This is a genomic window from Actinacidiphila cocklensis, assembly GCF_907177275.1.
Taxonomy (GTDB): Bacteria; Actinomycetota; Actinomycetes; order Streptomycetales; family Streptomycetaceae; genus Actinacidiphila; species Actinacidiphila cocklensis.
The window spans coordinates 138,584-160,362 of the sequence record NZ_CAJSLV010000046.1; the positions used below are offsets into that span (position 1 = coordinate 138,584).

The 21,779-nt window shown below is 71.6% G+C and carries 28 protein-coding genes and 1 tRNA gene; 11 read left to right on the forward strand and 18 right to left on the reverse strand.

Features of this window, described 5'->3' with window-relative positions; translation table 11 throughout:
- The first annotated feature begins 15 nt into the window (after positions 1-15).
- From NFU81_RS10130 to NFU81_RS10150, 5 genes are all read left to right on the forward strand, one after another.
- Complete coding sequence (locus NFU81_RS10130; protein ID WP_251487741.1) at positions 16-177, forward strand: hypothetical protein; 162 nt, start codon at positions 16-18, stop codon at positions 175-177.
- Positions 178-229: 52 nt separating this feature from the next.
- Positions 230-1,117 carry a DUF1906 domain-containing protein gene (locus tag NFU81_RS10135; protein WP_251487743.1) on the forward strand — a complete coding sequence of 296 codons (888 nt, stop codon included), beginning with the start codon at positions 230-232 and terminating at the stop codon, positions 1,115-1,117.
- A 3-nt stretch (positions 1,118-1,120) separates the two neighbouring features.
- The gene (locus NFU81_RS10140) at positions 1,121-1,411 is read left to right on the forward strand and encodes a hypothetical protein (RefSeq protein WP_251487745.1); all 291 of its coding nucleotides are present in this window, start codon (positions 1,121-1,123) and stop codon (positions 1,409-1,411) included.
- A 15-nt stretch (positions 1,412-1,426) separates the two neighbouring features.
- A complete protein-coding gene (locus NFU81_RS10145; RefSeq protein WP_251487747.1) occupies positions 1,427-1,717 on the forward strand; it encodes a hypothetical protein in 291 nt (96 codons plus the stop codon).
- Positions 1,718-2,711: 994 nt separating this feature from the next.
- Positions 2,712-3,536 carry a phage antirepressor KilAC domain-containing protein gene (locus tag NFU81_RS10150; protein ID WP_251487753.1) on the forward strand — a complete coding sequence of 275 codons (825 nt, stop codon included), beginning with the start codon at positions 2,712-2,714 and terminating at the stop codon, positions 3,534-3,536.
- 160 nt (positions 3,537-3,696) lie between these two features.
- On the opposite strand, the gene NFU81_RS10155 is transcribed toward NFU81_RS10150, so the two are convergent.
- The 5 genes from NFU81_RS10155 to NFU81_RS10175 all read right to left on the reverse strand — a co-directional run bounded on the left by NFU81_RS10155 (position 3,697) and on the right by NFU81_RS10175 (position 6,018).
- Positions 3,697-4,014 carry a hypothetical protein gene (locus NFU81_RS10155; protein ID WP_251487758.1) on the reverse strand — a complete coding sequence of 106 codons (318 nt, stop codon included), beginning with the start codon at positions 4,012-4,014 and terminating at the stop codon, positions 3,697-3,699.
- Between the two features lie 2 nt (positions 4,015-4,016).
- Positions 4,017-4,325 (reverse strand): hypothetical protein, encoded by a 309-nt coding sequence (locus NFU81_RS10160; protein ID WP_251487759.1) that lies wholly within the window; start codon positions 4,323-4,325, stop codon positions 4,017-4,019.
- A gap of 99 nt (positions 4,326-4,424) precedes the next feature.
- Positions 4,425-5,276: a helix-turn-helix domain-containing protein gene (locus tag NFU81_RS10165; protein ID WP_251487762.1), complete on the reverse strand. Its 852-nt coding sequence runs from the start codon at positions 5,274-5,276 to the stop codon at positions 4,425-4,427.
- 9 nt (positions 5,277-5,285) lie between these two features.
- A complete protein-coding gene (locus NFU81_RS10170) occupies positions 5,286-5,804 on the reverse strand; it encodes a DUF6879 family protein (protein ID WP_251487764.1) in 519 nt (172 codons plus the stop codon).
- Positions 5,776-6,018 (reverse strand): hypothetical protein, encoded by a 243-nt coding sequence (locus NFU81_RS10175; RefSeq protein ID WP_251487766.1) that lies wholly within the window; start codon positions 6,016-6,018, stop codon positions 5,776-5,778. The genes NFU81_RS10170 and NFU81_RS10175 overlap by 29 nt, the downstream gene beginning before the upstream one ends.
- Before the next feature lie 255 nt (positions 6,019-6,273).
- Here NFU81_RS10175 and NFU81_RS10180 point away from each other — a divergent pair, with 255 nt between their 5' ends.
- Both NFU81_RS10180 and NFU81_RS10185 read left to right on the forward strand, forming a co-directional pair.
- Positions 6,274-6,498: a hypothetical protein gene (locus NFU81_RS10180; RefSeq protein WP_251487768.1), complete on the forward strand. Its 225-nt coding sequence runs from the start codon at positions 6,274-6,276 to the stop codon at positions 6,496-6,498.
- 298 nt (positions 6,499-6,796) lie between these two features.
- Positions 6,797-6,955: a hypothetical protein gene (locus NFU81_RS10185; protein ID WP_251487770.1), complete on the forward strand. Its 159-nt coding sequence runs from the start codon at positions 6,797-6,799 to the stop codon at positions 6,953-6,955.
- A 22-nt stretch (positions 6,956-6,977) separates the two neighbouring features.
- Here NFU81_RS10185 and NFU81_RS10190 read toward each other — a convergent pair whose 3' ends face one another.
- Together NFU81_RS10190 and NFU81_RS10195 are read right to left on the reverse strand one after the other, a co-directional pair.
- Positions 6,978-7,235 (reverse strand): helix-turn-helix domain-containing protein, encoded by a 258-nt coding sequence (locus tag NFU81_RS10190; protein WP_251487772.1) that lies wholly within the window; start codon positions 7,233-7,235, stop codon positions 6,978-6,980.
- A 543-nt stretch (positions 7,236-7,778) separates the two neighbouring features.
- Positions 7,779-7,850 (reverse strand) — tRNA-Val (locus NFU81_RS10195).
- A gap of 171 nt (positions 7,851-8,021) precedes the next feature.
- Here NFU81_RS10195 and NFU81_RS10200 point away from each other — a divergent pair.
- Positions 8,022-9,266, forward strand: coding sequence for a coiled-coil domain-containing protein (locus NFU81_RS10200; RefSeq protein WP_251487774.1), 1,245 nt, complete (start codon positions 8,022-8,024; stop codon positions 9,264-9,266).
- Between the two features lie 36 nt (positions 9,267-9,302).
- Here NFU81_RS10200 and NFU81_RS10205 read toward each other — a convergent pair whose 3' ends face one another.
- Entirely contained in the window at positions 9,303-9,536 is a 234-nt protein-coding gene (locus tag NFU81_RS10205; RefSeq protein ID WP_251487777.1) for an FmdB family zinc ribbon protein, read from the reverse strand.
- Positions 9,537-9,650: 114 nt separating this feature from the next.
- Between NFU81_RS10205 and NFU81_RS10210 the strand changes: the two genes are divergently transcribed.
- The gene (locus NFU81_RS10210) at positions 9,651-10,196 is read left to right on the forward strand and encodes a DUF4383 domain-containing protein (protein ID WP_251487780.1); all 546 of its coding nucleotides are present in this window, start codon (positions 9,651-9,653) and stop codon (positions 10,194-10,196) included.
- Positions 10,197-10,210: 14 nt separating this feature from the next.
- Here the strand turns inward: NFU81_RS10210 and NFU81_RS10215 are convergent, their stop codons facing one another.
- Entirely contained in the window at positions 10,211-10,873 is a 663-nt protein-coding gene (locus tag NFU81_RS10215; protein ID WP_251487784.1) for an O-methyltransferase, read from the reverse strand.
- A gap of 36 nt (positions 10,874-10,909) precedes the next feature.
- On the opposite strand from NFU81_RS10215, the gene NFU81_RS10220 reads away from it, so the two are divergent.
- Complete coding sequence (locus NFU81_RS10220; RefSeq protein WP_251487787.1) at positions 10,910-11,539, forward strand: nucleoside/nucleotide kinase family protein; 630 nt, start codon at positions 10,910-10,912, stop codon at positions 11,537-11,539.
- 122 nt (positions 11,540-11,661) lie between these two features.
- Here the strand turns inward: NFU81_RS10220 and NFU81_RS10225 are convergent, their stop codons facing one another.
- Genes NFU81_RS10225 through NFU81_RS10235 form a run of 3 tightly spaced genes read right to left on the reverse strand, consistent with a single transcriptional unit; the run spans position 11,662 to position 16,190 of the window.
- Positions 11,662-12,483, reverse strand: a complete 822-nt coding sequence (locus NFU81_RS10225; protein WP_251487791.1) for an HAD family hydrolase — start codon at positions 12,481-12,483, stop codon at positions 11,662-11,664.
- Entirely contained in the window at positions 12,480-14,996 is a 2,517-nt protein-coding gene (locus tag NFU81_RS10230; protein ID WP_251487794.1) for a phosphoribosyltransferase, read from the reverse strand. Before NFU81_RS10230 ends, NFU81_RS10225 begins: the two co-directional genes overlap by 4 nt.
- 21 nt (positions 14,997-15,017) lie before the next feature.
- On the reverse strand, positions 15,018-16,190 hold the full coding sequence (locus NFU81_RS10235; RefSeq protein WP_251487797.1) for an HpcH/HpaI aldolase/citrate lyase family protein: 1,173 nt from the start codon (positions 16,188-16,190) through the stop codon (positions 15,018-15,020).
- Positions 16,191-16,383: 193 nt separating this feature from the next.
- Here NFU81_RS10235 and NFU81_RS10240 point away from each other — a divergent pair, with 193 nt between their 5' ends.
- Complete coding sequence (locus NFU81_RS10240) at positions 16,384-17,262, forward strand: TerD family protein (RefSeq protein ID WP_251487800.1); 879 nt, start codon at positions 16,384-16,386, stop codon at positions 17,260-17,262.
- 19 nt (positions 17,263-17,281) lie between these two features.
- Here NFU81_RS10240 and NFU81_RS10245 read toward each other — a convergent pair whose 3' ends face one another.
- The 6 genes from NFU81_RS10245 to NFU81_RS10270 form a co-directional block, all read right to left on the reverse strand.
- Positions 17,282-18,013 (reverse strand): TerD family protein, encoded by a 732-nt coding sequence (locus NFU81_RS10245; RefSeq protein ID WP_251487803.1) that lies wholly within the window; start codon positions 18,011-18,013, stop codon positions 17,282-17,284.
- A 106-nt stretch (positions 18,014-18,119) separates the two neighbouring features.
- Entirely contained in the window at positions 18,120-19,292 is a 1,173-nt protein-coding gene (locus NFU81_RS10250; protein WP_251487806.1) for a DUF475 domain-containing protein, read from the reverse strand.
- Positions 19,293-19,351: 59 nt separating this feature from the next.
- Complete coding sequence (locus tag NFU81_RS10255) at positions 19,352-19,927, reverse strand: TerD family protein (RefSeq protein WP_251487809.1); 576 nt, start codon at positions 19,925-19,927, stop codon at positions 19,352-19,354.
- 30 nt (positions 19,928-19,957) lie between these two features.
- Entirely contained in the window at positions 19,958-20,533 is a 576-nt protein-coding gene (locus NFU81_RS10260; RefSeq protein WP_033175112.1) for a TerD family protein, read from the reverse strand.
- 71 nt (positions 20,534-20,604) lie between these two features.
- Complete coding sequence (locus NFU81_RS10265) at positions 20,605-21,081, reverse strand: peroxiredoxin (RefSeq protein ID WP_251487812.1); 477 nt, start codon at positions 21,079-21,081, stop codon at positions 20,605-20,607.
- Between the two features lie 243 nt (positions 21,082-21,324).
- Positions 21,325-21,765: a DUF3052 domain-containing protein gene (locus NFU81_RS10270; protein WP_033175114.1), complete on the reverse strand. Its 441-nt coding sequence runs from the start codon at positions 21,763-21,765 to the stop codon at positions 21,325-21,327.
- Positions 21,766-21,779 lie beyond the last annotated feature (14 nt).

Sequence of the window (21,779 nt, forward strand, 5' to 3'; positions counted from 1 at the left end):
GCCCAAGGAGAGCCCGTGCCTGTCGCGCCCCACCCGTCGACCCCGCCGCCGGACCCCGCCCCGGCCGACACCGGAACCCTCGTCGACGCCGGCGTCGAGCCGGAGCAGCCGACCCCCGTGGACACCCCGCCGGCCGCGCCGGACCCCGAGCCCGGACCCGCAGGCACCCCCGCCTGACCGCCCCGCCCCGCGCCGACCGGCCGGGGCTTCTCCATGCCCGGGAGGGCACATGACGAGCATCCCGGGCGTGGACTACGCCTGGTCCCACCCCGGCGGCAGTGCACTCAAGGCAGCCGGGAAGCGCTTCGCCGCGCGGTACCTGTCGAACGACGCCGACAAGAACATCGCCCGCGCCGAGGCCGACGACCTGGCCCAGCACGAGGTGTCCTCCGTCGTCGTCTGGGAGTCCACCGCAAAGCGCCCCCTGGCCGGCCGGGCCGCGGGCATATCCGACGCACAGGTCGCCCAGCGGCAGGCGACTGCAGCCGGCATGCCGTCGGGTCGGCCGATCTACTTCGCCGTGGACTTCGACGCCACCGCCGGCCAGATGGCCACGGTGATGGCGTACCTCGACGGCGCCGCCTCCGTCCTCGGCCGCGCCCGCGTCGGCGTGTACGGCGGCTACGACACCGTGCGCGCCGCGCTCGACGGCCGGCACGCCACGTGGGCCTGGCAGACCCGGGCCTGGTCGGAAGGCCGCTGGGACAGCCGGGCTCACATGCGGCAGGGCGCCACCCAGACCATCGGCGGCGTCTCCTGCGACCTCAACACCGCGCTCACCACGGACTACGGGCAATGGATGCCCGGCCGCACCCCGAACATCACCCCTCAGCAGGAGGACGGCATGGCCGACTGGAACACCCCCCTCACGATCAAGAAGGGGCCGTGGTCGGAGAAGGACTACACCGCCCCGGCCGAACTCTGGCTCGTCCTCGGGAACATCAAGGCCGGACGAGCACAGGACGCGGCCGAGGCTGCCCTGGCCCAGGCCCGTGCGAACGGGACCACCCTGTCGACGCTCGCGGGGAAGGTCGACAAGCTCGCCACCGCGGCCACACCCACCATCGACTACGCCAAACTCGCGGCCGCACTCCTCGCCGCGGTGAAGGAGAGCTGAACCATGACCGTGTATGACACCCTCGCGTCCCTGTGGCGCACCTTCGTACCGGTGCTCGTTGGCACCGTTGCGGCCGCGCTCGCGCACGCCGGGATCGGCGTCGACACGGCGGCCGCCACCGTCTGGCTGGGCAGCGCGTTCTCCGCTGCCTACTACGCGCTGTTCCGCGTCCTGGAGGCGCACGTCTCGGCCCGCTTCGGGTGGCTGCTGGGCCTGGCCCGGCCGCCGCAGTACCCGTCGGCACCGGCGTACACCCGCGCCGCCGTGCCGCCGACACCGGTCAAGGGCGCCTGAGCGTAGGAGTAGCACGTGGCCGATGAGCCGACCCTCGGCGAGGTTGTGAGGCGATTCGAGGATCGGTTCACCGACCTGCGCGACGACATTCAGCAGCTCGGCCGGCGCATCGACGGGAAGGTGTCGCAGGACCTGTACGACCTGCGACACGAGGCGCTATCGGCCCGGGTGAAGGCGCTGGAGACCATGCGGGAGAAGGACGCCGACCGTCTCGCGGCCACCAGGCGGTGGCTGATCGGCGTGGTGATAGTCCCGCTCGTGGCCGTGCTGCTGCCGATCCTGATGACGATGGGAGGCAAGGGGTGACTCGTACCGAGCTGCGCGCGCTCAACCGTCAGTACCGCCGCGGGGACCTGCTCGCTGTCGCCCTCGCTGTCGCGGTCGGCGCGGTATTGGCCTGGATTCTCATCAGCGTTCGCGCCCTGGCCGACGACCTGCAGACGTCGAATGCGGCCAGGGACGCGCTCGCCCAGCAGGTGCAGCAGCTCGGTGCGAGCCCGGTTGCTGGGCCGCCTGGCAGCCGCGGCGAGCCAGGCCCGGCGACTACTGGGCCTGCTGGCCCCGAAGGCCCGGCAGGTGCGCCCGGGGAGCCTGGCCCGGCAGGGTCGCCCGGGCCATCAGGTCCACCGGGCAAGGCCGGTGCGAACGGCGCGAACGGCGCGAGCGCGACTGGGTCGCCTGGCCCGGCGGGATCTGACGGTGCCGCCGGGCAGACCGGTGCTCCTGGCCCGGCCGGGCCGCAAGGCGACCCGGGGCCGGCGGGACCGGCGGGTCCTGCGGGGGAGACAGGTCCGCAGGGGCCTGCTGGCCCGGCCTGCCCGATCGGGTACACGCTGCAGCCCGCCGTCGGTGACCCGGATTCCCTCGTCTGTCGCCGCGATGGAGCCCCTTCGCCGACCACGCCCGCGACGACTCCGCCGGCACTGCTCGACCGGCGTCGCACCTGACGACCCGCCCCCGCTCGGCTTCGGCCGGGCGGGGGCTTTCGTCGTTTCTACGCAGCGCAGGCGAGGGGCATCCGTGACCCCCAAAATGCAACAGAGAGTGACATGCCCGATGATCGATGATCGTGTAACCGTCGGGTAACGTGCACACCAGTGCAGGTGGAAGGGCATACCAGTAATCAGCATTTGACAAGAACACTGCTGACGGGTCGTCGTTTCCCCCGACTGTCGGACACGGGGAGTAAGATGATGCGGTCGGCTTCCAGTGCGATTCCGGCGCAGACATGAGCATGCCCCCGCGCGGAGGAGAGCCGCCGGGGGCGTGAGCCACGAAGACAAAGGATGGTCAAAACAACGTGACTGAGTTCAACACTAACGTGCCCGATCGCGGTGACCAAGAGCAGGGCACGAGTCCGTTCGACAGCTTCATGCTGTTGGACCACAACGGCTACGAGCGCTGGTCCGCACGGGACCTTCAGCAGCTCATGGGCTACGAGCAGTGGCGGCAGATGGACGATGTCGTTCAGCGCGCCATGGCTGCCGTAGATGCCTCCGGGATGGACGCCAAAGATCACTTTGCGACTGCCCGCAAAGTGATCTCGGGGGGACGCTGGGGGCGGCAGGAGGTCGCCGACTACCGGGTCACCCGTTTCGGGGCCTATCACGTGGCGCTCGCAGGCGACGGCCGCAAGCCGGAGGTGGCCGCCGCAAAGACGTACTTCGCCGTGAAGGCCCGCGAGGCCGAGGTGGCCCCGCCGTCGGAGCCGGACATCACCAGCGCAGAGGGCATCGTCGTCCTCGCTGAGCGGTACCTCGCTGCCGCCCGGGAGTTGGTGAACACCAAGAAGGAACTGGCCGTGGCCAAGCCCAAGGCCGGGAAGTGGGACGCCCTGTGCAACGCAGAAGGGCTGATCGACATGGGAGCCGCGGCCAAGGCCATGACCCATCTCACCGGTGGTCTCGGAAGGACGAAGTTCATGGAACTCCTGCGCTCCGAGCAGATCCACTTCCTGCAGGTGCAGAACCCCCGCACCCCCTACGAGGCTCACGTCAAGGCTGGCCGCTGTGACGTTAAGTTCGTCTCCGCCGGCTACCAGATGGTCGAGCAGACGTTCTTCACGCCGCGCGGCCTCGATTGGCTGTCCGACAAGCTCAGCATGCCGGGCACGATGTCAGCCTGATCTCCGATCGCGCCCCTGCTCTCCTTCGGGAGGGCGGGGGCGCTTTCGTCGTGTCTACGCCGAATGTCGTATGGCCTGGTCGGGCTGTGTGGGCGCAGTCTTGCCCCACCCCCGCCGCGCCCCGCTGGTTCCCCCCGTACCGGCGGGGCGCACCCCTGCCTCAGGACCAGGTGCGCTCTACTGGGGCCGCGGTGGCCGGGCGGGACGGGCGGATCGCACGGGGATCCCAGAGGTAGACCCGGTACGAGGGGGACCCGGCGGCCGGGTCGGCGACGACCATCACGTGGTACGTGATCCGGCCTGACGCCCAGTCCTGCCGCTGTAGAACAGGTGCGAGCCGCCACTCACCGCCCACGTACACCTCGACCGCGGGGCCGCCACGGGTCCAGGTGCGGGCCAGGACCGGCCCGTCACCCGGCCGCCACGGCGGGACCTCACGGGCCTCGACCGGGGCCGGCGGCGTCTGTTCCTCGGGCACGGCTACTCGCCGGCGGCGGCCCGGGCGGCGGCCCGCATCTCGCCCTCGACGGAGTACGTGCTGACGATGCCCGCGGTGACCATCGCGGCGGCGCGGGCCTCGGCCGCGGCGAGCACCGCAGCATGCAGCCGGTCGTACTCCGCGTCCTCGTCCGTCGTCCAGGGGCGGAGGATCGGCCCGAACTTCGGGTGCTCCACCCGGGGGTCGGCCTGGCGCCGTTCGTTGACCTGCTCGCGGTGCGCCTGGAGGGCCGCCCACGCCTCGTCGGACGCGCGCTGTGCTGCTGCTACCTCGGTGGGGATCTCGGCCATACCAGCAGCCTACGGGCGGGGTGTGACGGGCGCGTGACCGGCCGGGGTGGTGCCCGCCACACCGCGCCGGTTACCTGCCGGCGGCACGTCCGCGTCCCTTTACCGCAGCGCCTCGATGGCCTGCACGATCAGGGCGCGCGCATCCGCCCCGTACACGGCCTGCTGGTGGAAGGCCCCGAAGGCGCGGACATACTGCGCTACCTCGTCGGGCGCTGTGATCTTCACTGACGCGGACAGCGGCTCGCAGTGCACTCGCTCGTCGTCGAACACGGTGAAGGTCTCGATCGGCCACATGCTGCGCACCGCAGCGAACGGGACGACGCCCAGCGACACTGCGGGCAGGTCCATGGCTGAGAGTAGAAGCCCGAGCTGTCCGGCCATCACCCCGGCGTCGCCGAGCTGGTGGCGGAGGACGCTCTCCTCGATCAGTATCGCGAACCGCCTGCCACGCTGGCGGATGATCTGGGATCGGTCGAGCCGGGCAGCGACGGCCTGGTCGACGTCATCGGGCAGGCCACGGAACGCGGCGATAGACCGGAGCAGCGCTGTGGCGTAGCCGGGCGTCTGGAGGAAGCCGGGGACGACATTGGAGCAGTACACCCGGAAGTGCTGAGTGCGCTCGTACAGGGGCACCGAGGACTGCTGGAGCTGCCGCAGGCCCGTGCGTTGGAGGCGGCGCCACTGCACGTACATCTGGCCGGCCTGTCGATTCGCGGCGATGAGGTCGGGGGCGAGGCCGTCCGCACTGCAGGCGCGGCACCATGCGCGGATGTCTTGGTCGGAGGGCGCCGTGCGGGCGTTCTCGATGCGCCCGCTCTTGGCCTCGCTCCAGCCGCACCGCGCCGCCACCTCCCGCTTGGTGAGGCCTGCGTCGAGGCGGGCCTCACGGAGCCGGGCGGCGACCTGCTCGCGCGCGGCTTGGACGCTGGAGGATGGCGACGTGGGCGGCATGTAGCGGTTCTACTGGATCTTGTACTCGTCGTGCGTGATCGCCAGGTTCCACACCTGCTCAAACGCATCGGCGAGCTGGCCCATCAAGCCGGGGTCGTCGGCCAGTTCGTCGCGGACGAGGTCTCCGGCTCCCGCGAAGTGGTGGATCCGGGCGAGCCGGCCGTCGAAGAGCCAGTAGTCGTTGGCGGGCAGCAGCAGGCGGGTGGCCTGCGACCGGGGCAGCCACCGGACGTCCTCGCCCGCCTCGATGTTGGCGCGGGTGAGGTAGTGCTCCCACCGTACGTACTCGGTGACGGGCTCGGAGACGACCCGGGCACGGCGCACGGTGACGCCGCGGGAGACCGCGGCAGCCACCGCGTCGTGGAAGGGCTGCCACCATGCCGACCGGTCAGCCCAGTCGACCTCGTCGCCGCTCCTCCACGCCTCGAACCGCGGGGTGCTGTAGTAGGTGTCCCGCGTCTCCAGGTGCACGGCCGACGTTGCGGCGCCGGCCAGCAGTTCACTGAACGGCGGCGGCGTCTGCGGCATCGGCGGCCTCCCTGATGATCTGCGCCATCCGTGCGGGGAGGCGAACGACTGCCTCAGTCTCAGGCAGGGGGCCGGCGGCGCGGGCCTGCTCGACGAGGTCGGGGTCAGCCTTCCACCCCTGAATCACGATCTCGCTGGTCTGGTCATCGACCCACACGGTGGGGCAGTGGTCGCCGTCGGTGTTGGGGTCGATCCCGATGAACCGTAGTGCCATGGCGGGCTCCCTTAGTGAGCTGCTTTCACGGACTTGCACCACGGTCTGGCGCTGGTGACGTCCCGTCAAGGGTGCATCGGCGGCGCACCCATGGCGGGAAGCTCGGGTGCAAGTTGGTGCTAGTTGCTGGCGGGCGCAAGGGGCCGCTTCCTAGCGTCGAGGTGCGCCCTCCCTGCGCGCCGACGTGTGGGGCGGGCAGCAGAGTGCCCCGCGGCTGGCAGGCCCGGGGCATGGCCACGCCGGAAGGGGCGCGACATGGAGACCTTACCCGCACCGGAGACCGCCGGTACGGCACGCTGCCGGGAGACCGCTGATGATCTGCGGCGCGTGCTGCGCGACCTCGGCGCAGACGACGACCTGGTGTCCCGCGTAGTGGCGTGGGCCGACCTCGGCGGCCACGGCTACGTGTACGTACCGCCCCTCCCTGCTGACATCGTCTCGCACCTCGTGCGACTCCTGCCCGGGCCGGCGGTCCGGTGATGCGTACCTGCGTGAGCTGCGGACACCGGATCCCTGCTCACGTCGTAGCCGTACTCACCGGCGCCAGCGAGCAGGGCAGTGGCCCCGGTATCCCCCGGTGGCGCCACGAGGAGTGCGCGCCCCCCTCGCCGGCCGCGATTGCGGTGGTCCGGCAGCAGCAGGTCGGGATACGCCGCGCCCCCTGACCGGGTGCTGGCGGGACGGCTTCCCGCAGAGCCGTCAGCACCCCGCCCCGGTCGCCTGTCACCCCCGTGCGGGCGGCCGGGGCACCCCACCCCACCTATTGCGAGGAGACCGCATGCCCCCCGTGCCCGACGATGACGACACCCTGCTCGACCAGGTGGCCGACCTCGTCAACGCCACCGGCGCAGCCAGCGACACGAGCCTCCCGGCGGTCGCCCAGGACGCGGCCGCCGCCGCGGCGGACACGCTCTCCACCCAGCTCCGCCCGGAGTAGCTGGCCCTCGCCCCGGTCGCTACTACGTCGGCGGCCGGGGCACCTCGACGTCCACCATGTGCGCGACTGAGACGCCGAGCCCGTCCGCGAGCATGAGCAGGAGATCAAGGCCGGTGCTGACGGATGCACCTTCGGCGCGCATCACACTCTTGCGGTCGACGCCAGCGGCCTCGGCGAGGTCGTCGACGGACATTCCTCGGGCGGTGCGGAGGGTGGCGATGCGGTGGCCGATCGCCTGGCGGCTGGCGAGCACCCAGTCCGGGCGTGGATCGGTCGGCACGTGGACCACGCTGAGCGGCTGACGATCTTGTGTCAGTACCAGATATGGGACGGATCTTGTTTACATGTAGGTGCCCGGGGAAACTAACTCAGCACCACTGAGCACCGCTGCCCCCAGCCCTGCGGCGAACGTCCACCGCAGGGCTAGAGTCACTGTGCGAGATTCGAACGTACGTTCACTCGAACGGGTGAAGTACGCCCTGAGCTGCAACTCGTTGGGCAGTGCAGCAGTCGTTAGTCGTGCACGAGTGACCGCCCCACGATCGCGCCGGGGACCGGTTTCGGGCGGCCCCCGGATCGGGACCTCGGCGCAGGCGGCCCCTCTCCACCGACGGGTGGGCGAGGGGCCGTTCGCATGTCGGGCGCCACCACTGACCTGGCGTTATCTAGTGATCATTTGGGAGACGAATGGGAGATGCTCCGCGAAGCGCAGGTTCCAGCAAAGGGGTAGAGGGTTCCAGGAGATTCCAGGTCACGCGAACGGCCAGGCGGGGCGAAGTAGCCTTGACCTGGCCGTTCTTGGCGTTCTACCTGCTCTGGGGGGTGGGCGTGGACGGTTTCGAACCGCCGACATCCGCCTTGTAAGGGCGGCGCTCTACCACTGAGCTACACGCCCCGGAGATTGCGACGTCACAGGTTACCTCGCCGCGGGGGCGGGTGGGCAAGCGCATACGGGAGCGCGTACGGGGAGTGTGCCGCAGGTGGACCGGGCCGTGTGTTCGGGGCGGCCGGGTGGGAGTATGGAGCCGATGGCGGTGGGCGGCGAGCGCGGGGAGAGAGAGTCACTGTGACGACGGCACGTTCGTGGTGGCGGCGCGGCGACAATCTGCGTGCGGAGGCACTGGCAGCCAAGGACGCCGCCGCGCAGGCCTTCTACGAGCTGGACACGGCCCAGCGCGAGCTGGAGATCTCCATCGAGACGATCTCGGCCGTCGAGCAGTCCCCCGAGGCCAGCAGGGCGCTGTCCGGCTTCCGGGCGCTCGGCGAGAAGATCGACCAGGTCAGCGCGGCCTATATCGCCACCGTCGACGCCCATGACCTGGACCGGGACGAGCTGGACCACGCGTCCGCCTCCCGGGCGGTCAGCGAGCTGACCCGCGCCAAGGACGACCTGGTCAACGCCAGGACCGAGCTGGAGCGCTACCAGTCGACGATGACGCCGCTGCTGGACCGGGCGGAGACCCAGCTGGCCCGGCTGGCGCCGGCCAGGGAGCGGGCCAAGCAGTCGCTGCTCGCGGCGAGCAACGCGCTGGACGCGGTCCGCGCCGCCGGTATCACCGCCGACGACCTGGCGGCCCGGCTGGCGGCGCTGGCGCCCGAGCTGACCAAGCTCAACGAGGGTGCCGCCAAGCACGGCGTGAAGGAAACGGTGCAGCGCGCCGACGACATCCGCCGCAAGGCCGAGGCGGTCAGGTCGGAGGCCGAGCGGCTGCCCGAGCAGGCCAGGGAGATCGACAAGCGCCTGGTGTCGCTGCGTACCCGGGTGCAGGCGCTCGGCACCCGGGCGGAGGGCGTGGCGCCGGTTCTCAGCGAGCTGCGGCGGCGTTTCTCGCTGGCGTGCTGGCAGGACCTCCAGCAGGTCCCTGAACAGGCCGAGCAGGCCGTACGGCAGGCGGAGTCGGCGCTGGCCGAGGCGCGCAGGGCGCGGGACGCCCAGCAGTTTGCGCAGGCCACCGCGAAGCTGGCCTCGGTGCGTGCCCTGATGGACGACGTGGACGGCGCGGTGGGCGCCGCGGGCGACCGGCTGCGCAGGCTCAACGAGGTCAGCAAGGACCCGAAGGCCGAGGTCGAGCGGACCCGCTTCGTGATCAGGGACGCCCAGCGGCTGGCCATGCAGGGCCGTACGACGCCTGAGCCGCGGCACGCCAGACCGCTCGACGAGGCGGTGGCCAGGCTCGACCGGGCGCTGGCCGCGCTGGAGGGCCGGCACCCGGACTACTGGGCCTTCCTGACCGAGACGGCCGCCGTCCGCGAGACGGCGAACCGCGTGGTGTCCAACATCAGGGAGGACCGGGCGGCGGGCCGCGCCTGACCCGCCCGTCAGCCGTCAGCCGTCAGCCGTCAGCCGTCAGCTGCAGCAACCGCCGCCGCAGCAGCCACCGCCGCCACCTCCCGCGGGCGCCGGCGCGGGACCGGCGGACCCGGCCGCCGAGGCCGTACCGCCCACCGAGACGGTCGACAGCAGCTTCACCGTGTCGCCGTGGCCCTGCGGGCAGGGTGCGGGGGCGCCGGACTGCGACATCGGGCGGCGCATCTCGAAGGTGGCGCCACAGGTCTTGCAGCGGTATTCGTAACGAGGCATGGCCTCAGGGTAGCGGGCGCCGCCCGCTGCGCGCCGCGGTGCTGCCCCGGCTACCCCGACCTATCCTGTAGGCAACGGCGTCCTCGACGAGTCCAGCCCCCGAAGGAGGCGCCCATGCGACTCGACGACCACCTCCCCGCCGACCACCGGCTCAATCAGGTCTACCGCTTCGGGGCGGGAGCGATGGGCCTGATCCTCGTCGTCTTCGGCATCCTGGGACTGCTCAACGACGTGTCGTTCATGTCCCAGGCCGGCAAGAAGATCGCCGGGCTCAACTCCAACGGCGCGCTCAGCACGATCTCCATCGTGATCGGCGCGCTGCTCTTCGTCGGCATGGTCATCGGCGGCAACTTCGCCTCCACGCTGAACATCTGCGTCGGATGCGCCTTCCTGATCAGCGGTTTCGTGAACCTGGCGCTGCTGGACACCGACAGCAACCTGCTGGCGTTCAAGATGTCGAACGTGCTGTTCAGCTTCGGCGTCGGGGTGCTGCTGCTGTTCTTCGGGCTGTACGGGCGGGTCACCGGCGGGTTGCCGCACGACAACCCGTACTGGAAGCGCCGCCATCCGGAGGAGGCCGCGCGCGAGCAGAAGGCCAGGGAGCGCGCGGCGGTGGCCGCCAGGAGGCCGCCGCCCCGCCGCGGGCTGCCCCAGCACTGAGCGGGCTTTCCGCCCTACGGCAGCCGGCGGGCCAGCGTGAGGCCGTCGGCGACGGTGAGCAGGACGTCGTCCACCCGGCCGTCGGCGCGCACATGGTCGTTGAAGGCGCGGACGGCGGCGGCGCCGCCGGTGGCCGCGGGGTCGGCGACGTCGCCGTGGTAGAGGGTGTTGTCGACCACGAGCAGGCCGCCCGGGTTCATCCGCGGCACCAGCTCCTCCCAGTAGTCGACGTAGGACTCCTTGTCGGCGTCGAGGAAGACCAGGTCGATCCAGCTGCCGCCGGGCAGCGCCCGCAGCGTGTCGATCGCCGGGGCGATCCGCAGGTCGATGCGGTCGGCGACGCCGGCCTTCGCCCACGCCTCGCGGCCCACCGCGGTCCACTCCTCCGAGATGTCGCAGGCGATCAGCTGCCCGCCCTCGGGCAGTGCCTGGGCCATCGACAGGGTCGAGAAGCCGGTGAAGGTGCCGACCTCGACGACCCGGCGGGCGCCGGTCAGCCGCACCAGGAAGGCCAGCAGGGGTCCCTGCTCCTCCGCGGTCTGCATGCCCGCGACGCCGGCCAGGCGGCGGTGCGTGGTCTCGACCAGGTCGCGCTGGACCGGGTCGAGCGGCGGGTTGTGGTCGAGGACGTATGCGTACAGCTCGGACGTGAGCGGCGGGTTCTTCGTCTCGTACACGTGTCTGCTCCGATGTGTGGCGCTTAGGGTGACGGGATGCTTGTCGATGACGCGGTCGCCCTGGTGCCCAGCATTCCAGGCCGCCGCTCGCTGCTGGGGCTGGCGGGCGCGCCCGCCGCCGGCAAGTCGACACTCGCGCGGCGGCTGGTGGCGGGCGTGAACGACCGGCTCGGCGCCGGGACGGCCGCGTACGTCCCGATGGACGGCTTCCACCTGTCCAACGCGCAGTTGGACCGGCTGCGGCTGCGGGACCGCAAGGGGGCGCCGGAGACCTTCGACGTCGACGGTTACGTCGCCCTGCTCGGGCGGCTCAGGGCCGAGCGGACGCGGCCGGTGTACGCGCCCGACTTCGACCGGCGGATCGACGAGCCGGTCGCCGCCGGTCTCGTCGTCCCCGCGGGGACCGCGCTCGTCGTGACCGAGGGCAACTACCTGGCCGACGACGGGCCCGGCTGGGCGCAGGTCCGCGACCTGCTCGACGAGCTCTGGTACGTCGAGACCCCGCAGCGCCTGCGCGAACGCCGACTCCTGCGCCGTCACATACGCGGCGGCCGCACCGAGTCCGAGGCCCGCGCCTTCATCGCCTCCAGCGAACGCGTCAACGCCCACCGCGTGGAACTCACCCGCCCCCACTGCACCCGCGTGGTCTCCCCGCGGGACCCGTAGGTCCTGCCCAGCGCCCCTGGGGGCTGCCCTCTGCGCACAGGGCAGCCCCCAGGGGTGCTGGGGGAGGAACTGCGCGACCAGCCATTACGGCGGGAAAGGCGCAGCGCCGCCGCGAGCGGCAATCACGCCGCGGCAGTCGCCAGGAACCGGCGGAGGATCTCTTCGCCGGCGAGGACGCCCCCGGCGGGGAGGGGGGTGATGTGGGACGCGGTCCAGCCCGTGTCCGCGAGTTCGCCGTGGCCGGGCGTCCAGCCGGCGTCCGCCGCAGTGAGCAGGTCCGCGTCGAGGAGCGAGTCACCCGCGGCCAGGACGCGCTCCGCGCCGGTGCGCCGGACGACCTCCGCGAGAGCCGCGCTCTTGGACAGCGGCTTGGGCACGGCGTATATCTTCCGGCCCTGGAGCGACACGGTCCAGCCCAACGGCTCGGCCCAGGCGGCGAGTTCCTTGACCCAGCCGGCCGGGAGCCGCTCCCGGTCGACGACCAGGTAGGCGAAGAGGTCCTCCGCGACGCGCTCCTTGCGCAGCCACTCCGGGTCCGCGGTGGCGGCGAGGTGCGCCCGCACCTCGGCGAGCGGGGCCGAGCCGTCGTCGAGCCGGCGGCGCATCTCGGTGTTCCAGTCGTGGTCGGTGCGCCCGCTGACCAGCAGGTGCCCGCCGTTCGCGCAGATCGCGTAGCTCGGCTGCGTCCCCGGCAGGCTTATCCGCCGGTACTGCTTGCGGGTGCGCGTCGTGGCGGGCACGAAGCGTACGGTGTCGCCGAGTTCGACCAGCAGCCGGCCCGCGGCCTCGGTCATGTACGACAGCGGCCTGGCCTCGTGGAACTCGACGGTCAGCAGCCGGGGCGCGTCCTCGTCGGGCATGGTGAGGGCGAGCGCGGCGGCGGAGTAGATGAGGGTGCGGTCGAGGTCGCTGGCGACGATCGTCCGGCTGTAGGTGCGGTTCACAGGGCCGACACCGCCTTGCCGTCGGTGCCGGTCGCACCGCGGGTGTAGCGGGGGTGGATCAGGCCGACGCACGAGTACGGCAGCCCGTCGGTCTCCTCGACGGGCACCCCCCGCTGGGCGGCGAGCAGCCTTACGTGGTCGAGGTCGGCGCCGGCGCCGCGCTGGGCGAGGATCTTCCACGGGACCCGGCGCAGCAGCACCCTGGTGGTCTCGCCGACACCGGGCTTGACGAGGTTGACGTCGCCGATGCCGTACTCCTCGCTGATCCGCTCGACTGCGGCCCAGCCCTCCCAGGTCGGCGAACGGTCCTGCGCGCGCAGCGACTTGACGTCCTCGGCGACACCGTCGCCGACCGCGTCGAAGGCGGCGGCGACGGTGTCGAGGAACAGCGCGGAGACGTCGGAGCCGGCCAGGTCGCGGTAGAACTTGGCGCCGTGGAACTCGCCGGGGCCGATGAGGTCGGCGCGCAGCACCGTACGCGAGACCAGGCCGGACACCGTGGAGTTGAGGCACGCCGAGGGGATCAGGAAGTCGTCGCGGGTGCCGTAGGTGGACACGCAGCCGCCGGGGTCGGCCAGGACCGCGATCTCCGGGCGGAAGCCGGGGAAGTCGGCCATGGCGTCGGCCAGTTCGCGGGTGATGGCGCCCTTGCCGGTCCAGCCGTCGACGAACACCGCGTCGGCCGGGTCGTGGTGGGCGGCGAGCCAGCTCAGCGCGGTGCGGTCGATGCCGCGGCCGCGGACGATGGAGACGGCGTAGTGCGGCAGGTCGAGGCCGTGCGCGTGCTTGGCCCAGCGGCGCATCAGGACGCCGACGGGGGTGCCGGCCCTGGCAAGCGACACCAGGACGGCGTCCGGGCCGCGCTCGGCGAGGACCAGCTCGGTGACCGCGCCGACCGCGCGGGCGATCCGCTCGGCGGAGGTGGCGAGCGCGGCCTTGAAGAGCTCCTGGTACTCGGGGCTCGGCTGGTACTCGACCGGCAGCGATTCGGCGTAGTGGGCGCCGCCGCTCTGTATGGCCTCCTCGCGCTCCTCGGTGGGCGCTTCGAGCGGCACGTCGGAGAGGTCCTTGAGCAGCCAGCCCACCTCGTCCGGCGCATACGATCCGAAGGCGGGTCCGCGCAGCGGCCGGGTGGATGCACTCATGGGGCCAGGGTTTCCGTTCGGTCGGTAGCAGGGGACGACGGCGAGCAGCACCGTCTCCGTGTGCGCGGCGAGCTGCGCGAGCAGCCCGCCGGGTGCGTGCAGGGCGGGGGTGTCCCCCGCGGAGTCGACGACGCAGACCACGGCGTCGAAGCCGGCGCCGGCGACGTTGTAGGCGTACCGCTCGGGCGATCCGCCGTCGGCGGGGTCGTCGTGCGCGGGGAAGACCAGCCGGCTGCGGATCGCGTAGCCGGGGTCGTCCACGGCGAGCACGGGCGAACGGGTGGTGGTCGAGAAGTACGCCTCCACGGCGCCTCCCGCAGTGCCTTCCGCGCCGCCCTCCACTCCGCCTTCCGCGCCGCCCTCGGCGCCGTTCCCGGCCCCGTGCGCCTCCAGCGCCTGGGCGAGCCGCAGCGGCGCGTACATCAGCTCCTCGTTGCCGAGGACGAGCACCCGCCGGGCGCCGGCGGGCAGGGCGCCGGCGATCCGGCGGCCCATGGCGGGCAGCGCGGCCTCCAGGCGCTCGCGGTGCGCGGGCAGGAAGCCGTGCCTGCCCCCGTCGGGTATCCCGGCGGGCCAGCCGAGGTCGACGCGGGCCACCGGCGCCGCGGGGGCGGCCGCTGCCGTGTCGGCCGCCGTGCACGCCGCCACGAGGGCCTGCCCGCGGCTCAGGACGTCCTCGGGGAGGGTCACCGTGCCCGAGGCCAGCGCGATGACGTCCACCCGGGCGCCGAGGTCCGCGGCGAAGGCGGCGAGCCTGGCGTGGTCGGCCGGGGAGCGCATATCGGTGAGCGCGACCACGACGTAGCGGTCCCGCGGGTGGCGCCGGTGCAGGTCGCGGACGGTGTTGAGCACCGTCTGCCCGGTGGAGAACTCGTCGTCGACGAGCACCAGCGGTCCCGTGCCGCCGAGCAGGCCGGGGTCCTCGGGGAGCAGCAGGTGGCCTGTGGCGTGGCTGTGCTCCTCCTCGAAGGCGCCGCCGGAGGCCAGCCCCGCCACTTCGCGCCGGGTGGAGTGCAGGTAGGGCACCGCTCCGACGCCGTCGGCGACCGCGTGGCCGAGTCCGGTGGCGGTCTCGGCGTAGCCGACCACGACCGCCCTGGCGGCCTCCTGCTCGCCCAGCAGGGCGCGGACCCGCAGGCCCAGGTCGTAGGCGTGCCCGTAGACCGTGCCGGGGCGCTGCGGTACGTGCTTGCCGAGCACGTTCGACACCAGCAGGTGCGCCCGCTTGGGGTTGCGCCGCAGGGCCAGGCCCAGCAGGTCGTGCAGGCCGTCGCCGTGCAGAGCGATGCCGAGGCGGTCGGCGACCCACTGTCCCGGCCAGGGCGGTGTCGTCAGCATGCGGTGGCGGTCTTCTTCCGTGGATTCCATGACTACTACAAGGATGCCTGGTCAGGCCGGCGGCAGGCTGGCCGCGAGCAGCTCGACGAAGCTGATGCCCTCGCGGGCGACCCCGAAGACCTCGGCCCTGCGCAGGGTGCGCTCGGCCCAGGCCCGGTGCGGCTTCACCTCGTTCATCTTGTTCGTGTAGGCGGAGCGCAGGACGCCGCCGCCGCTGCGGTCCTGGTGCAGGATGTCGGCCGCGTCGCTGAACTCCTCGTGGGTGACCACGCTCAGCGCGTGCACGACCGGCACGTGGGTGGGGTGGATGCAGGTCTTGCCCTGGAGCCCGTTGGCGCGGTCCAGCTCGATCTCGCGCAGCAGCCCGTCCATGTCGCGCTCCAGCAGCGCCTCGCGCAGGTCCTCGGCCTCGGGGCTGAAGGGGCTGCGGCGCAGCTGCGGCTTGAACATCCGCTCCTGGTGGCGGAAGTACTCCCAGACCGGGCCGGTCACCACGAAGCCGCTGCCGTCGGCGCGGCCCAGCACGTTGACCACGTCGGCGATCACCGCGGCGACGATCTGGACGTCGTAGGCGGTCATGGCCGGGGCGCGGCGCAGCCCGTAGGAGGAGCAGAAGTCGGTCACGCCCAGTCGCAGGGCCAGCACGCGCTCGCGGTACTTGTCGACGGTGCGGGAGATGCCGTAGAGCGTCTCGACGCGGCTCTCCAGGTGCAGCAGCTCGGGCGACTCCAGGACCGGCATGGCGAAGAGCCGCCGCCCGCTGGAGGCCTCCGCGTCGCTCAGCGCCTCCAGGAACGGGACGCCGGACTCCTCGGTGAACTTCGGCAGCACGAATCCGGACAGCAGCTGCACGCTGTCGCCGAGCCGCTCCACGAGGTCGGTGATCTGGCCGGGGGTGCGGACCCGGATGAACAGCAGCGGGAGCCGGTCGGCCGCGCCGGGGCAGGCGGCCAGCTGGCGGAACTGCTGGACGATGTTGGCCTCGCCGGCCGGGACGTCCCGGTCGTCGATGGAGTCCTCCAGGCACAGCACCATGGACACCACCCCGCGGGCGGCCTGCTTGAGCACGTCGTCGGCGAGCGTGGAGCGGGTGGCCGGGCTGTAGAGGGTCGCGCCGAGGGCAGCCGCGAGCGTGCGAGCCGGTGAGTCAGCTGTGAACTCCTGCGGCTCGCGGTGGAACAGCTCTTCCCTCGTCTCTGCGGCGAGGTGTCCGAAGTGTCGCATTGCGCCCCCTTTCAACATACGGGCCTTGAGGACATCTGGCCGATTATCGTACGTGCGACCATGCGACACACGTTCCCTCCGTACGTGAAAAACAGGTAACCGCCGCAGGTCCACCGCATGACCTTCGGCGCGCCGGGCGCGGAGCCGCGACCCGGCGTTGTGGGCCGCCCCGCCGGAAGGGCAGGATGACCGCATGACGCACGTGATGGTGAAGGGCTCGAACGTCCCCCTCGATGCCCCGGGCATCAGGGCGGTGCTGCGCTGGAGCCCCGCCTCCGGCACGCCGGACGTGGACGCCTCCGTGCTGCTGCTCGGGCGCGACGGCCGGGTGCGCTCGGACGCCGACTTCGTCTTCTACAACGAACCGCGTCACCCCTCCGGCCTGGCCCGCCACCTGCCCAAGCAGCGGGTCGCCGAGGGCCTGACCGACACCGTGGAGGTCGACCTGGCCGCGCTGGACGCCGGGGTCGACCGGGTGGTGATCGCCGCGTCCTGCGACGGCGGCGCCTTCCGGATGGTCCGCGACCTGTGCGTGCTGCTCTACGACACCTCCGGGCCGCGGCACGCCCCGCTGGTCACCTTCGACGTCCGCCCCGACACCGGCGACGAGACCGCGCTGAACTGCGGCGAGCTGTACCGCAAGGACGGCGGCTGGAAGTTCCGGGCGGTCGGGCAGGGCTACGCGACCGGCCTGGTGGGCCTGGCGACCGAGTTCGGCATCACCGTGGACGACGTGGAGCCCGACGCGGGCCGCACCGACCCCCCGCAGACCTCCGCACCCTCGCAGGCCCGCTCCCAGCCGCAGCAGGAGCCCGGGCCGACCAGCGCCTACGGCTACCCGCTACAGGCCCCCACGGGCGGCCACGTGCCCGCACAGCCCGCGTACGGCTACCCGCAGCCCGTCGCCGCCCCCGGCCCGCCGCCGGTCGCCCCGCCGGTCCACCAGCAGCCGCAGCCGGGCTACCCGGCCTACGGCTACCCGCAGCCGGTGGGCGCGACCGCCCCTGCCGGCAACGGCACCGCCGCCTTCACGCTCCCCCCGCAGGGACCGCAGTTCCAGCCGGGACGCTGAGCCGGCGGCCGCAGCGCGGTCATACTTTGGACTTGTAGCCACGGCCCCACTGCAGTCCCCAGCCGTAGAGCCGGTCGATCTCGGCCTGGAAGCCGTAGACGTACTTCACCTCGCGGCGCACGGTCACCTCGCCCTTGCGGTTCTCTATCAGCACCACCGCGCAGGAGCGCGCCTGCGGCTCCCGCTCGGTCAGGGGTATCTCGATCCGCGGGCCGGAGCCGGGGAAGATCTCCACCTTGGCGTGGGTGCGGTCGAAGGCGGGCGTGCCGTCGTAGATGTAGACGAAGACCAGCAGGCGTACGAACTCGTCCCGCTTGTCGAAGTTGATGTACAGCGTCTCGCCCGAGGTGCCGCCGAAGCGGTCGTCGCCGCTCATCTGGATGTACGGCGGCGCGTCGAGGTCGCCGAGGAAGTTGCCCAGCGGCTGGACGACGCCCTTGGAGCCGTCGGCCAGCTCGTACATGCACGCCAGGTCCAGGTCGACGTTGACCATCGCGGGGCCGGCCGCCTGCACCACCTGCGGCCGGAAGACGTCGAACTGGCGGCGCAGGAAACCGCGGCGGTCGCTGTGCCAGCCGCCGGTGTCCGAGGTGCGCATCGACCAGGACAGGTTGACCCGCATGTTGCCGATCGCGGCACCCGACTTTGTCAGCGACACCACCGGATGGCGCTTGGTGAGCTCCACCGTGTGCGCGTTCGCGACGTCGAACCGGCCGGCTCCGTTCGGCCGGAAGAAGTCCCACCACGCCATCTTGCCGCCACCCCTCCCCTGGTTGGCCCCGGTCGCCCCGGGCTCCCCGGACACGCGGCTGCCCCCGCCGGACGACGGGGGCAGCTCCTTGCCTTCGCGCGACCGGTCACACGCCGGTCGTGACTTCCGTCTTGTCGTCGTCCGACTCCTGGGAGCCTTCCCCGAGACGGCGGTTGCGTACCACCGACGACCAGTAGGAAGCGGCGATCAGCACCACGCCGACCAGACCCGTGACGACCTCGCTGACGTCGTACTTGATCGTCACCAGCAGGATGACCGCCAGCGCGCCGATCGCGTAGTGCGCGCCGTGCTCCAGGTACACGTAGTCGTCCAGGGTGCCCTTGCGGACCAGGAAGACGGTCAGCGACCTGATGTACATCGCACCGATGCCGAGGCCGAGCGCGATCTCGAAGATGTCGTTGCTGATGGCGAAGGCGCCGACGACACCGTCGAAGGAGAAGGACGCGTCGATGACTTCCAGGTACAGGAACATGAAGAACGCGGCCTTGCCGGCCAGCCCTGCGACCTGTCCCGCGGTGGGGCCGGTCTTGGCCGGCTCCGCGGACTCCGCGCCTTCCTCGTCGCCCTCGCCCTCCTCATCGTCGTCCTCGTCCTCTTCGAGGCGCTCCTCGAAGAAGCCGGAGACCCCGCCGACCACGAGGTAGGTGATCAGGCCGCCGACGCCGGCCAGCAGCACCGTCTCGGCCTTGTCGATCGTGCCGTGGCCGCCGTGCACCGGCACGCCGGTGGCGACGGTGGTGGCCGCGATGACCAGGGCGACCAGCGCGATCACCACCGACAGCATGTCCAGCTTGCCCAGCCTGGCCAGCGGCTTCTCCAGCCAGCCGAGCCAGGTGATCTCGCGCTCCTCGAAGATGAAGTCGAGGAAGATCATCAGCAGGAACATCCCGCCGAAGGCCGCGATGGCCGGGTGGGCTCCGGTGACCAGCGCCTCGTAGCGGTCGTGGTCGTTGATCGCGACATTGACCGCCTCCCACGGGCTCAGCTTCGCGGTGATCGCCACGATGATGATCGGGAAGACCAGCCGCATGCCGAACACCGCGATGAGCACGCCGACGGTGAGGAACATCTTCTGCCAGAAGGCGTTCATCTTCCGCAGGATGCCCGCGTTGATGACGGCGTTGTCGAAGGAGAGCGAGATCTCCAGGACGGACAGGATCGCGACGATCGCGAGTCCGTGCCACCCCCAGAGGACGCCGGCCAGGGCGAGGCCGGCGGCGGTGATGCCGAACGACCAGCCGAATGTTCTGAGGAGCACGTGCTTCCCACCCAATCCTGTGACCTGTGACCACGAGGTCCCCCGCGCGGTACGCGGCTTTACGAAACGTTGACCCCGAAGTCTAGGGCGATGCCGCGCAGACCGGACGCGTACCCCTGGCCTACGGCCCGGAACTTCCACTCGCCCCCGTAGCGGTACAGCTCGCCGAAGATCATCGCGGTCTCCGTCGAGGCGTCCTCCGTCAGGTCGTAGCGGGCCAGCTCGGCGCCGTCCGCCTGGTTGAGCACCCGGATGTACGCGTCGCTGACCTGCCCGAACGTCTGCACCCTGGCGTCCGCGTCGTAGATCGAGACCGGGAAGACGACCTTGTCGACCTGCGCCGGGACCAGGGTCAGATCCACCAGGATCGTCTCGTCGTCACCGCCGCTGCCGCCGGTCAGGTCGTCGCCGGTGTGCTCGACCGACCCCTCCGGACTCGTGAGGTTGTTGTAGAAGACGAAGTACTCGTCCCCCAGCACCCGGCCGTTCGCGCACAGCAGCGCGCTGGCGTCCAGGTCGAAGTCGGCCCCGGTGGTCGAGCGTGCCCTCCAGCCCAGGCCGATCTGCACCCTGGTGAGATTCGGCGCGGCCTTGGAGAGGGAGACGTTGCCTCCCTTGGCGAGCGTGACGCCCATGGTGGTCCTTTCCCCCTTGGCGGGTACTGCTCAGACGTTGACGCCGAAGTCCTGCGCGATGCCCCGCAGACCGGAGGCGTAGCCCTGGCCTATGGCCCGGAACTTCCACTCGCCGCCGTGCCGGTACAGCTCGCCGAAGACCATGGCGGTCTCCGTCGAGGCGTCCTCGGTCAGGTCGTAGCGGGCCAGCTCGCGCTGGTCCGCCGCGTTGAGCACGCGGATGTAGGCGTTGCGGACCTGCCCGAAGCTCTGCTGGCGCGACTCGGCCTCGTAGATCGACACCGGGAAGACGATCTTCACGACGTCGGCCGGCACCCCGGCGAGGTTGACGTTGATGACCTCGTCGTCGCCCTCGCCCTCACCGGTGAGGTTGTCGCCGGTGTGCTCCACCGAGCCGTCGGGGCTGCGCAGGTTGTTGAAGAACACGAAGTGCTGGTCGGACAGCACCTTGCCGGCCTCGTTGGTCAGCAGTGCGCTCGCGTCGAGGTCGAAGTCCGATCCGGTGGTCGTCCGCGCGTCCCAGCCCAGACCGACGACGACCGCCGTAAGGTTGGGGGCCTCCTTGGTCAGCGAGACGTTGCCACCCTTGCTCAGGCTGACTCCCACGAGTCCTCCCCTGTCCTGTCGATTGTGTACGTACGGCTGCCGGGCCGATGTGCCCGATCAACGAGCCGAGCTTAGTGACCGGTTCCCGGGGACCGCACCGCTTCCAGCGCCTTTACGTACTCATGAAGGTCGCGGGGGTCGGGCAGGGCGTTCACCACCGACCACCGGACGACGCCGGCCGGGTCGATCACGAAGGTGCCGCGCAGGGCGCAGCCCTTGTCCTCGGCGAAGACGCCGTACGCCCTGGCCGCCGCGCCGTGCGGCCAGAAGTCGGAGAGCAGCGGGAACTCCAGGCCCTCCTGGTCGGAGAACACCCGCTGGGTGTGCATGGAGTCGCAGGAGACGGCGAGCAGCTGCGCGTTCTCGCGTTCGAAGGCGTCCGACTGCGCCTGCAGCGCCTGCAGCTCACCGGCGCACACGCTGGTGAAGGCGAAGGGGTAGAAGACCAGGACGACGCTTTTCCGCCCGCGGAAGTCCGTCAGGGCGACCGTCCGGCCGTGCTGGTCGGGCAGCGAGAAGTCCGCTGCCGCGGTGCCGACTGTGCTCATGGCGCGAGCATCCCACCTCGGGGGTGCCGAACGCCCTGCCGGGCAGCGGCTGCCCCCCGGACCTCCCACGAGCCGGTGGCTGGGCGCGGGTGCCCCGTGCCCCTGGTGGTTGGCCTCTTCCGCAGAAGGTGACCGCTTCTAGGGGCGCGGGGAAACTGCGCGCCCAGCCGTATGTGACCGGTAGGCGGCCGACGGCAGCAGCTCCCGCGGCGGGGAGCCGTGCAACCGCCGACCGCGGAGAGGTCAGCGCTTGCCGGCGCGGGCCGCTTTGGGCGTGACCAGACGGCTGCCCGTCCAGTCCTTGGCCGCGTTGACGCTGCTGGTCTGGGCCAGACCGGCCGTCTGCGCAGCCTCACCGATCTCGCTGGGCTCGACGTGACCGTCGCGGCCCGTCTTGGGGGTCATCAGCCAGATCGGGGCGCCCGGATCGACGGTCGACGTGGCGTCGACCAGCGCGTCGGTGAGGTCGCCGTCGTCCTCGCGGAACCACAGCAGGACGGCGTCGGGCACGTCGTCGTACTCCTCATCGGCGAGTTCTTCGCCCGTCAGCTCCTCGATCCCCTCGCGAAGCTCCTGGTCGCAATCCTCGTCGTACCCGAGCTCCTGGACCACCTGTCCGGGCTCGAAACCAAGCCGGCTCGCCGGGTTGGTCCGCTCCTCCGCGTGGTCCGCGGTCGCGCTCACGCTTTGCCTCCTGT